The sequence below is a fragment of the Pedobacter sp. MR22-3 genome, assembly GCF_026240075.1.
GTDB lineage: Bacteria > Bacteroidota > Bacteroidia > Sphingobacteriales > Sphingobacteriaceae > Pedobacter.
The window spans coordinates 457,781-469,802 of record NZ_JAPIVF010000004.1 but is presented as its reverse complement, the minus strand read 5'-3'; the positions used below and the strand labels follow the sequence as shown (position 1 = coordinate 469,802).

At 38.0% G+C, this 12,022-nt stretch carries 12 protein-coding genes and 1 pseudogene; all 13 read left to right on the top strand.

The window, feature by feature from the left end; all coding sequences use genetic code 11:
* Positions 1-7 precede the first annotated feature (7 nt).
* Positions 8-549: pseudogene (locus OQ267_RS11765) on the top strand (RNA 2'-phosphotransferase).
* Positions 550-551: 2 nt separating this feature from the next.
* Positions 552-1,286 (top strand): metallophosphoesterase family protein, encoded by a 735-nt coding sequence (locus OQ267_RS11760; protein WP_265836078.1) that lies wholly within the window; start codon positions 552-554, stop codon positions 1,284-1,286.
* A gap of 33 nt (positions 1,287-1,319) precedes the next feature.
* Positions 1,320-2,777 carry a nicotinate phosphoribosyltransferase gene (locus tag OQ267_RS11755; protein WP_265836077.1) on the top strand — a complete coding sequence of 486 codons (1,458 nt, stop codon included), beginning with the start codon at positions 1,320-1,322 and terminating at the stop codon, positions 2,775-2,777.
* A gap of 67 nt (positions 2,778-2,844) precedes the next feature.
* Complete coding sequence (locus OQ267_RS11750; protein WP_265836076.1) at positions 2,845-3,249, top strand: hypothetical protein; 405 nt, start codon at positions 2,845-2,847, stop codon at positions 3,247-3,249.
* A gap of 63 nt (positions 3,250-3,312) precedes the next feature.
* The gene (locus OQ267_RS11745) at positions 3,313-3,747 is read left to right on the top strand and encodes a hypothetical protein (RefSeq protein ID WP_265836075.1); all 435 of its coding nucleotides are present in this window, start codon (positions 3,313-3,315) and stop codon (positions 3,745-3,747) included.
* Positions 3,748-3,753: 6 nt separating this feature from the next.
* Positions 3,754-4,149 carry a TlpA family protein disulfide reductase gene (locus tag OQ267_RS11740; protein WP_265836210.1) on the top strand — a complete coding sequence of 132 codons (396 nt, stop codon included), beginning with the start codon at positions 3,754-3,756 and terminating at the stop codon, positions 4,147-4,149.
* Positions 4,150-4,204: 55 nt separating this feature from the next.
* A complete protein-coding gene (locus OQ267_RS11735; RefSeq protein WP_265836074.1) occupies positions 4,205-6,244 on the top strand; it encodes a vWA domain-containing protein in 2,040 nt (679 codons plus the stop codon).
* Positions 6,241-7,497 carry a dihydroorotase gene (locus OQ267_RS11730; RefSeq protein ID WP_265836073.1) on the top strand — a complete coding sequence of 419 codons (1,257 nt, stop codon included), beginning with the start codon at positions 6,241-6,243 and terminating at the stop codon, positions 7,495-7,497. Before OQ267_RS11735 ends, OQ267_RS11730 begins: the two co-directional genes overlap by 4 nt.
* A 162-nt stretch (positions 7,498-7,659) precedes the next feature.
* A complete protein-coding gene (locus OQ267_RS11725; protein ID WP_265836072.1) occupies positions 7,660-8,328 on the top strand; it encodes a hypothetical protein in 669 nt (222 codons plus the stop codon).
* 16 nt (positions 8,329-8,344) lie between these two features.
* A complete protein-coding gene (locus OQ267_RS11720; protein ID WP_088302075.1) occupies positions 8,345-8,914 on the top strand; it encodes a DUF4199 domain-containing protein in 570 nt (189 codons plus the stop codon).
* A 172-nt stretch (positions 8,915-9,086) separates the two neighbouring features.
* Positions 9,087-10,037: a glycosyltransferase family 2 protein gene (locus OQ267_RS11715; protein WP_088302076.1), complete on the top strand. Its 951-nt coding sequence runs from the start codon at positions 9,087-9,089 to the stop codon at positions 10,035-10,037.
* 72 nt (positions 10,038-10,109) lie between these two features.
* A complete protein-coding gene (locus OQ267_RS11710) occupies positions 10,110-11,078 on the top strand; it encodes a glycosyltransferase (protein ID WP_265836071.1) in 969 nt (322 codons plus the stop codon).
* Positions 11,079-11,190: 112 nt separating this feature from the next.
* A complete protein-coding gene (locus OQ267_RS11705; protein WP_088302078.1) occupies positions 11,191-12,018 on the top strand; it encodes a hypothetical protein in 828 nt (275 codons plus the stop codon).
* Positions 12,019-12,022: the final 4 nt, after the last annotated feature.

Below are 12,022 nucleotides of genomic sequence, written 5' to 3'. Positions count from 1 at the left end.
TAATGCTATGAACGATAAAATAATAAAAGAAACCAGTAAGCTATTAAGCTTTGTTTTGAGGCATTCGCCGGAAGCAATAGCGCTAAAACTTGATGATAATGGTTGGGCAAAAGTAGATGAATTAATCGCTCAATGTAATCTGAATAATAATAAAATAGATTTTGGATTACTCGATTATATTGTTGTAAATAACGACAAAAAGAGATTTGCATTTAATGATGATAAAACTAAAATAAGGGCAAATCAAGGACATTCTATTTCTGTAGAATTAAATTTGAATGAAACAAAACCATTGGAATATCTCTATCATGGTACTGTTGCAAAATTTATATCTAATATAAAAATGCAAGGTTTGCAAAAATGAGTCGTCAACATGTTCACTTAAGTGCCGATAAAAATACAGCAAATAAAGTAGGAAGCAGGAGAGGTGTCCCTGTAATTCTAACTATTCAAAGCGGTGCAATGTACAACGCTGGATATAAATTTTATTTATCAGACAACAACGTTTGGCTTACAGATGTTGTGCCTGCTGAATATATAGAATTCTAGATATGAACAGAACATTGGTAATAGGAGATATTCATGGCGGCCTGAAAGCCCTAACCCAGTTATTTGAACGTGCTGAAGTATCAACAAATGACCGGTTAATTTTTTTAGGGGACTATGTAGATGGATGGAGTGAATCCGCTCAGGTAATTGACTATCTCATCCAGTTAGCGCAAACACATTCCTGCATTTTTATCAAAGGCAATCACGATGCCTGGTGTATCGATTGGCTTTCGGAGGGGATTATTGATGAAGTTTGGTTTGCACATGGCGGAAAATCAACCATGGAAAGCTATCAACAGCTGCCAGATTCAGTAAAGCAAGCGCATCTTAAGTTTTTGAGAAAGATGAAAGATTACCATGTTGATGAACAAAATAATCTTTTCATTCATGCCGGATTTTCCTCTATGCATGGTCCTGAGAAAGAACGTTATTCTTCCAATTATTCCTGGGACAGAACACTTTGGGAAATGGCATTGACGGTAGACAGCAAAATTCATCAGGACTCGCCACGCTATCCGAAAAGATTACTGCTTTATCATGAAATCTATATCGGCCATACGCCAACCCTATACTACGGAGTAAATGTACCGATGCAAGGCTGCAATGTCTGGAATATCGATACCGGCGCCGCTTTTACAGGTAAACTCAGCTGCCTCGATCTTCAAACGAAAAAGGTCTGGCAAAGTGATGTATTGCCAAGTCTTTATCCGAATGAAACAGGACGAAATAAAAATTAACCAATTTAACAGAAACCATAAATATCAAATATCATGAACCCATTATTATTAACAGACGGATACAAAGTAGATCACCGCAGGCAATACCCTGAAAATACAACCTTGGTTTATTCAAACTGGACACCAAGAAAAAGCAGGTTGGATAAGGTAAGCCATGTTGTTCTTTTTGGTTTGCAGTATTTTATTAAAAAATATATTATCGAAGATTTTAATCAGAATTTCTTCGCAAAACCTAAAGAAGAAATTTTGAAAAAGTATGCCCGAAGGATCAATAATTATCTTGGCGAAAATTTAGTAGGTACGCAGCATATTACAGATTTGCACGATCTGGGTTATATTCCAATGGTTTTCAAATCATTGCCCGAAGGTGCTGAGGTGCCACTTCGGGTGCCGATGTTTACCATGTACAACACCTTGCCCGAATTCTTTTGGTTGACCAATTATTTTGAAACATTGCTATCTGCCGTGGTTTGGTTGCCTTGCAACTCTGCGACTATTGCCAAACAATACCGGGCAATTATGGATCAATATGCTGCGGAAACCTCATCAGTACCGGAATTTGTAGATTGGCAGGGACACGATTTCTCCATGCGTGGAATGGGCGGAATCGAAGCAGCAGTGACCTCGGCCGCTGGTCACTTACTAAGTTTTACCGGAACGGATACCATTCCGGCTATCGATTTCCTGGAAGAATATTACCGTGCAAATTCAGATGAGGAGTTAATCGGCGGTTCTGTGGCAGCTACCGAACACTCTGTAATGTGTATGGGCACCAATACAGGGGAATTGGAGACCTTTAAAAGGTTGATTTTAGAAGTTTATCCAAAGGGCATTGTATCCATTGTATCAGATACCTGGGATTTGTGGAAAGTGCTTACTGAATATTTACCTGCCTTAAAGAACGATATTATCAATAGAGAAGGTAAGGTAGTCATTCGGCCAGATTCGGGAGATCCTGTTGATATTATCTGCGGGAATCCGAATGGTAAAGATGAAAACGAGCTAAAAGGCGTAATAGAATTGCTTTGGGATGTTTTCGGAGGGAAAACCAACGACAAAGGTTATAAGGAATTGGTTCCGCAAATTGGTGCTATTTATGGTGATAGCATTACAACCGAGCGTGCCACCCAAATTTGTGAACGGTTAAAAGCAAAAGGTTTTGCTTCTACCAATGTCGTTTTCGGCATCGGTTCGTTCACTTACCAATACAATACCCGCGATACTTTTGGTTTTGCCATGAAAGCCACCTATGGAGAAGTAGCAGGCATTGGACGTGAAATTTTTAAAGATCCGATTACCGATGATGGTACTAAAAAATCAGCAAAAGGTTTACTCCAGATTTTTAAAAATGCAGCAGGCGAATATGAGTTAAAAGATCAATGTACCTGGGAAGAAGAAGCACAGGGCGAATTAAAGGAAGTTTTTAGAGATGGTCATTTATTGATCGATTATTCTCTCGCTGAAATTAGAGAAAGGCTAAAGAATAGTTAACTTCGCCAAGTTTTTAACCGACCGGCAAAAATGTTGGTCGGTTATTATATGAAAGATACCTTAAAAAATGCAAGAAAAATCAACTTTCAATCATGGAGCCGATATCGTAAACAGTGCGATCAGATTTACGAACGCATGGTTTAAACAATCCAAAACGATTACGGAAGAGCTGAGTGATTTTTTTATTCTTCCGGGTAAGAAAGTGATGGATAAACAGGTGATCATAGCCCGGCTTAAAGGTATTTTTGGTCAATCTGATGAATATGTTGGCGGAAGATATGACATCATTGATACCCATTATGAATTGCTTGATGGTGGCAAAGGAATGGGTTTTGTAGAAGGGGTGGCCGGCTTCAGGGCGGTACTGAAAAAAGAATCCAAAATTATCAGCGGCCCGTTTAAGTTATATTTCGCATTGCAAAACGGCCGATGGAAAATTGTTAATATTGAATTTCCGGGGTTTTCATATTAGGCTAACTGGTTTCTTCGTTTATAATATTATTTGTAGCTTGTTCTTGATCAACCAGCTATAATTATGAGAAACCTAATCACCATTTTTATTTCATTTGCATTTTTCCTTGCGTCGTGCTCGCAAAATTCAAAATCCGACAAACCTAAAACTGAATCCGCTCGAGTTTTATCTGTAAAACAAAATACGCCTGAAGACGGAGAGCCCGAATATCCTTTAGCTTCAATAACTTCTGACTTTGCACATTATTGGAACTACCATGACCGGTATGTCAAGCTATATCGGGATTTTTCGGCTATTGATGAAGATGGTAAAACCATAAAAAAGGAAGCGTTTTTAAGAAAACTTACTTCAGGGAAGTTCTTACCACTTCTGATCTATACTGAAAATTCAGGTGGCAGTTATAAGCTGGTTAAAATTCCTGCTCATATCGCAAAAGATGGTTGCGCCGTTATTGCTGCTAATGCTAAAACTGAACTTCGTTATTTTAAAATGGAATGAAAACCCATTCCGGCATTTAATTTTAAGGACATAAATGGTGTTGAATACTCATCAGCAAATACCAAAGGAAAGATTGTCTTATTTAAGTGCTGGTTTATCGGTTGTAGCACTTGTGTAAAAGAAATGCCAGAATTAAATAAGATGGTCGAAAAATATAACAATCGAAAAGATATATTATTTGTGAGTCTGGCAATTGATGATAAAAAGCCACTTCAGGAATTTTTAACCAAAACAAAGTTCGAATATGCAACTGTTCCTAGCCAGGATAAATACATGACAGAGAAATTAAAGGTTGCTGCTTATCCAACTCACTTTTTGATGGATAAAAATGGTATTCTGGTTAAGACAGTCAACACCGAAACCGCAATTTCAGAAGTACTGGAACAGCTGGCAGTTCAATGAGTTTATTACAATTGAAATTCGCCACTTAACATAATTTTTCTATCTTTGGTTTTTAATGAATTTCCTGTATCCGGGCTTTCTTTTCGCACTATTATCGGTTGCCATTCCGGTTATCATTCATTTATTCAATTTCAGGAAATTTAAAAAAGTTTATTTCTCCAATGTCCAATTCCTGAAAACGGTAGAGCAGCAACGTTCATCTAAAGAAAAGCTAAAAAATGTATTAATCCTTTTATCCCGGATTTTAGCCATAATCTTTTTGGTATTGGCCTTTGCACAGCCTTTTATCCCGGTAAATCAGCAAAAAAGGGGGATGCACAATAATATTGTCAGCATTTATATTGATAATTCTTACAGCATGGAAGCCATTAATAAAGATGGTAACCTGTTTGATGAAGCGAGGCGAAGGGCAAAAGAAATCGTAAAAGGCTTTGGTATAAATGATCGTTTTCAGTTACTAACCAATGATTTTGAAGGTAAGCATCAGCGGTTGTTAAATCAGGAAGAATTTCTTAAGGCTCTTGATGAAGTGAAAATTTCGGCCACTACCCGTAATCTTCAACAAATTTTAAACAGGCAGGAAAATGTATTTAGCGGTGCGGCCAATCCGTATATTTTTGTGCTATCCGATTTTCAGAAAAGCATTACAGCAACTAAAAGACTCAACACAAATCCTGATATCCAATATGCATTTGTTAAGTTAAATGCCAGCACATTGCCTAATGTTGCTGTGGATAGCGTGTGGATGTTGTCGCCCAATCATCAGCCTGGTGCAAATGAAAGATTGGTGGTTCAATTAAAAAACTATTCGCCGGAAACAGCTAAAAATATCCCGCTCAAATTAAGCATTAACAATCAGCAAAAAGGTTTAGGCTCAGTCACTATTCCGGCAGAACAAACCATGCGAGATACCCTAAACTTTTCGGGGTTAAGTGCCGGCTGGCAAAAGGGGATAGTGAGTATTAAAGATTTTCCGGTCACTTTTGATGATGCACTGTCTTTTAGTTTTAAAGTGGATAAAAGCTTGCCGGTGTTAAGCATTAACGGTGCCCGCGCCGGAAACTATATTAAGGCACTTTTTGGTGCCGATGATTATTATAAGCTTACAGAAAATGATGAGCGGAACGTCAATTATAATGGCTTTACCAATTATAGTCTAATTGTACTGAATGGGTTGCAAAATCCATCTACAGGCTTAGCCCAGCAGTTAAAAACTTATTTAAATGCCGGAGGTCTGGTGGTTATCTTTCCGGATCTTGATGCAGATATTCAAACGTACAATACTTTTCTAACAGCCCTATCCTTACCGGTCATTCAAAAACTGGAGAAAACTGAAACCAGGGTAGATCAGATTGATCTTCAGCATCCCATTTTCAAAACTGTTTTTGAAGAGATACCAAAAAATCTTGATTTACCAGTATCAAACCGATATTTTTCCTTTGCAGAAAGGAATGCCGTCAATAAGGAAAATATTTTATCCCTACCCGGCAAGAAGCTGTTCTTTGCCAAATATGGGATGGGGAATGGATCTGTATACCTTTCGGCGGCAGGTTTAAATGTTGCAGACGGTAATTTAGCCCGTCATCCGGTTTTTGTGCCGTTAATGTATCGTGTCGCCTTAAGTGGTGGTGCAGAAGGTGCGCTTTATCATTATCTTGGGATTGATCATGTGCTGTCAGGAAAGAAGATCGTTATGGGGAAAAATCAAACCCTCAAGCTAAAGGCAAATGACTTTGAAACCATTCCTGAAATCCGGCAGGTAGATGGTAAAACATTAATTTATACAGCTGATCAGGTTCGGGATGCTGGTTTTTACAACCTTAGTCTGGCCGATTCCATTCTTGCTGTATATGCTTTCAACAGCGATAGGAAAGAATCTGATCTGCACTACCTGAGTAAAGCGGAACTGAAGAACCTGACGGCAGATAGTCGCTTAAAAATATTTGATACCGATCAGGATGCCATAAAGCTAACTGCCGGAGCCAATAAAATCGGGCAAACTTTATGGAAACTTTGTTTAATTTTGTCACTGATTTTTATTGCAGCAGAAATACTCCTTATCCGATTTTTTAACAACACAAAAAGAACAATATGAATCTCCTGGTTAAGAATGTAATCATTGCCGACCCGCAAAGTCAATTCAACAAACAAGAATGTGATGTCAGGGTAGTTGATGGTCAAATTAAAAACATAGGTAAATTAACAGCCCATCCGGACGAAACTATTTTTGATGCGTCGGGTGCATTCCTCACACCAGGTTTCTTTGACCTGAATTGCGTAGCCGGAGATCCCGGTTTCGAAACTAAAGAAGACATTCAAACCCTTACCGCCGCTGCTACAGCAGGTGGATTTACTGGCCTTGCTTTATTGCCACAGGCAAACCCGGTGGTGCAATCTAAATCGCAGGTAGAATATATTATTAATAAAGCCAAAAACAACCTGGTTGATGTGTTACCTGTTGGGGCCATCAGTCAGAACAGGGAGGCAAAGGAACTTGCTGAACTGTTTGATATGCAGCAGGCGGGAGCCGTGGCTTTCTCCGACGGCGATAAAGCCTTACAGGATGATGGCTTTATGAGTCGTGCGCTTCAATATGCGAAAGGGTTTGATGCCTTATTAATGGTTTATCCGGAAAACAAATCCATTGCCGGGAAATCACAGATTAACGAAAGTAAGAACTCAGTGCTGTTGGGCATGAAGGGGTTACCTGCATTAGCCGAAGAAATGCACATTGCCCGCGATATTTTTCTCGCTACCTATAATGAAACGAAAATTCACATGAGTAATATTTCTACCGCTGGTGCCGTAGCTTTGATTAGAAAAGCTAAAAAAGAGGGGGTTCAGATTTCCTGTGATGTGACGGCACACCATCTGGTGTTTACCGAAGAACTTTTAGCCGACTTTGACAGCAATTACAAAGTGAAGCCACCTTTGCGTGGTAAAGCTGATGTGAAAGCACTTATTGCAGGTTTGAAAGATGGAACCATTGATGCCATTACCTCACAACACCGTCCGGAAGAGATTGAGTTTAAAAATGTCGAATTCGAAATTGCTCATTATGGCATTATTGCTTTGCAAACCGTGCTTCCCTTATTATTAAAGGCTGGTTTAGACGTTGGGCTAATTGCAGAGAAATTAGCCATTAATCCACGTAAATTATTAAATTTAGCCGTTCCGGTGATTGCAGAAGGAGAGAAGGCAAACTTTACGATTTTTAACACGAATGAAAAATGGTTGTACAATTCATCAAGTAATTTTTCTAAATCGGCAAATAGTCCTTTATTAGGTACCGAGCTTAGAGGAAAAGTGACTTTAGTGTATAATAATAAGCAGTTCCTTAAGTATTAAGGAGGTCAGAACAAGGAGCAAAGAACAAAGATTAAGCAGCAATAACAAGGATTAGAAACTAATAAAAAAATTAGGGATTAAAGTTGATAGGGATAAGATTTGTTTAGGCTCATGGGCTTTCATCTTTGCTCTTTTATCTTTACTCCTTTAAATTTAAAAAAGATGGATAACAGGGTAAAAAAAGCGCTGGTCGCTTCACTAAATAAATATGCTGAAGTTGCAGCAATCAATGTTGAAGGTTTTGAAACGGAGTTACTCGCTGCGTTTGAACTTGATGCTAAATTTTTGGATAAAGTAACTGCATTTGATGCCGTTTTCGATACTCACCCAAAATTTGAAGAATTAAGGGAAGTATTTTTCGATTTATTAATGGTGAATTTCTTCAGCAGTGATGTACAGAAACTCGAAGATGATTACCTGGAAAGCGATGAATGGGCAAAAATTGAGGAAGAAACCATTGACAGGGGAACAGAATTATTGAATCTTTTACTTTACATTAAAGAATGTAAGGATGAAGATATTGAACCTGAATTAGGTGATTTCCTGAAAGAGTTTTTATTAGTGGAAGATGATGAGTTTCAGGATGAATTTGAAATTTACGAAGAAATGATCAGTAACCAGCAATTGGCTGAAGGGAGCGTGGAGGAAATTTGCAAAACAGCACCAACCTTAAGTATTAGCGAAGAAATGCAGGAATTGTTTGTTCCCTTTATGGTATTTTTCCTTGATGTAGAAGGAAGCGCAACCACCACCAAAGAAATAATTCAATTTAGCAGTAACAAATCGTTCGATTCTGCTACTTATATATTAATTACAACAATTAATAACTAAATTAAACTTCATTACAATGGACAAAAGTGCTCAAATTTCCCAATTATCCCTTAAGTATGGTTTCATGCTGGCTGCTGTTTCTATAGCATTATCACTGACCATGCATTTCATTAACCCGGTTTTGGTATATACCAATGTCATGGTATCAATTGGTATTTTTATTTTATTTATTACCTTATTGGTTGTTTCCGGAATTAATATCCGTAAAGAAATTGGTGGCTTCTGGACTTTTGGAGAAGCATTTAAAGCCTTTTTAGTCATTTCTTTAATATTAGCCATTACCGCAACCTTATATAATTTTGTATTAATGAAGCTTATTGATCCTGATCTTCCGGCGAAAGCTGCTGCTGCCATTGAAGACGCGCAAAGGGCAATGATGGAAAAATTTGGTTTAGGTAATGATGAAATTGATGAAGCAATGGCGAAAGCGGGTAACATGCAGGAAAAACTAGAGCCTAGTTTCAAAAATACTTTTACCAGTTTCGGCGTTTCAATCGCATCATATGGCGTAATCTCATTAATTTTAGCTGCGATTTTAAAGAAAAAACCACCAGTTACTTTTAATACCTTCCCAACAGAAGGTTAAGTTTTATAAAATTTTGAACGTGCAGGTTTTATCATTTAATTTGATGAGATTTGCACGTTTTTCAATAATGCATCATTGCGAACGAAGCGTAGGGATGAGCAACGCGTGTGGCAATCTTATTTTAGCAGATTGCTTCGTTGTACCTCCTCGCAATGACGAAAAGACCCAATAAATGGATATATCAGTTGTAGTACCCTTATTCAATGAAGATGAATCCCTGCCAGAATTAACGGCATGGATTGATAAAGTGATGGTGGAAAATAATTTCAGTTATGAAATTGTTTTAATTGATGATGGCAGTACCGATAAATCATGGGAAGTTATTGAAACATTAAGGGGACAAAATCCAGCCATTAAAGGAATAAAGTTCAGGCGGAATTACGGTAAATCAGCAGCACTTAATGTTGGTTTTGAAGCTACACAAGGTGATGTGGTGATTACCATGGACGCCGATTTACAAGACAGCCCGGATGAAATTCCCGAATTATACCGTCGCATAAAAGAAGAAAAGTTAGATCTGATTTCCGGTTGGAAAAAGAAACGTTACGATCCCATTACCAAAACCGTGCCTACTAAATTATTTAATGCCGCCACCCGGAAAATGAGTGGCATTGAGTTAAATGACTTTAACTGTGGTTTAAAAGCCTATCGCAGCGATGTTATCAAAACCATCGAGGTTTATGGTGAAATGCACCGTTATATTCCTGTCATTGCTAAGTGGGCAGGATTCAGCAAAATTGCTGAACAAGTGGTAGAACACAGGGCCCGTAAGTATGGCACGACAAAATTTGGTTTCAGCCGGTTTATTAACGGCTTTTTAGATTTGCTGTCTATTTTCTTTGTTGGCAAATTTGGCAAACGGCCGATGCACTTTTTTGGCTCTCTGGGTGTATTGAGTTTCTTAGTCGGCATAGTAATGTCACTTTACACCTTAATCGAAAAACAATACCTCATCTGGAATGGTTTGGCCTATCGTGATGTAACCCAACAACCGCTATTTTATTTGTCGCTAGTGGCTATAGTAGTGGGTTCTCAAATGTTTCTGGCTGGTTTTATTGCCGAACTTTTGTCGCGAAACGCACCAGAAAGAAACCAGTACCTGATTGAAAAGGAATTAAGGTAGAAGGATTGAAGGCGGAAGTTTAATCCGCCTACACGTTCAACCTTTATACCCTCAACCTTCAACCTCTGCAAAATGTTTTTCTCTATCATTATTCCGCTCTACAATCGTCCGCAAGAAATTGATGAACTTTTGTATACTTTAACCAAACAGACGTATTTACAGTTTGAGGTACTGGTTATTGAAGATGGTTCTGTTCACGATGCAAAAGCAATTGTAAACAGTTATGCCCACCAGCTTGATATTAAATATTATTTTAAAGAAAACGGTGGACAAGGTTTTGCCCGCAATTATGCTTTTGAAAGGGCTGAAGGAGATTATTTCATTATCTTTGATTCAGATATCCTGGTTCCGCCGGATTACCTGGAAATCGTAAAAAATTATCTTTACGAACACCAGCTGGATGCCTACGGCGGTCCGGATGCAGCACATGAAAGTTTTACGCCGGTACAAAAGGCCATCAGTTACGCCATGACCTCTCCATTTACCACAGGAGGAATCAGGGGAAATAAAAAGCATGTAGGGCAGTTTCATCCAAGGAGTTTCAATATGGGCGTTTCCCGTGAGGCATGGGAAAAGGTTGGCGGATTTATTTTAACCAGATTAGGCGAAGATATTGAATACAGTATCCGCATTCATGAAAATGGTTTTAAAATTGGCTTAATTCCGGAGGCTAAAGTATACCACAAGCGGCGGACCAGCTTCAGGCAGTTTTATAAACAATTGCACTTTTTTGGCAGAGCAAGAATTAATATTTATAAACACTTTCCAAGGGAGTTAAAGCTGATTCATTTTTTTCCGGCAGTGGCTACAATCGGTATGATTATAACATTGCTCATGAATGTAATCTATTCGCCTTTAGCGTATATTTTGGATTTTATGGTGTTATTGTATTTTATGTTGATATTTTTTCACTCCTGGTCTGTAAATAAATCTATAAAAGTTGCATTTTTGAGCATAATATCTTCATTCATCCAGTTAACGGCCTATGGTTTAGGATTTATACAGGATTTATTTAAAAGAGTGATTTTTTCAGGGAAATAAAGACAGAGGAATAGGAAGTAGAGAATAGAGGAAAGGAGACGTTTAGTGGGAAATGAATGAATGATACCGAATTCGAACACCTTGCAACAAAAAATAAGAATCAGAAATTAACATGATCAACTATCTAAAAGAAAGTACATTTGCAGTAAATGATGTCATCCGTAAGGCCTGGAGCATTATGACAAAGCATTATTTTTCTATTGCCACGCTATGTTTTCTGATGTTTATTACGGCGAGCGCATCCAGCCTGATGGCTTTTTTTATTAAGGATGTGAGTAAGGTGCTTAGTTTTTTTATGGTGGTTATTTTCATCATGTTATACTTTACCATCAATCTTTCGCTTTTTAAGTATATTTTTCACCTTATTGATAATGAAGATGAAGATGTTACGATTGTTGGTACACTCCCAACCAGGCAACAGATTATCAGGTTTTTAATTGCTACGCTTTATTTTATTGGCTGTATTTTATTTATCGGACTGATCCTTTTCCCGGTTTTATATGTGCTTGATCCGGTATTACGTTATCTGGTGAAGATTGGCTGGGTAGAAAGTTTCCAAACCACCGGTGTTATCATCACACAAATTGCTGTAGGTATTGCCATCCTGGCTTTGTTTATCACCTGGCTGAGGATTTCCTTTTTCCCCTTTTTTATTATTGATAAAAATGCCCCGCCATTTGAGTCCATCAAACTTAGTCTGGCCATTACCAAAGGTAATTTTACAAAGATTTTATTACTGCTGTTGGTTTTGGGTGGGGGCTACCTGATTTATTTATTATTTAATCTGTTACACTGGCCATTCGTTGCTTTTGTTGTTAATATTTTAAGTTCATTTATTATTGTTCCTTTATCCAGTGTTGCCTTAACGGTAGCCTATCGCAAAATTGCAGGAGAGTATGAAGGAGATGAGCATCCTGATATCTTACATAACATCGTTTAACGGA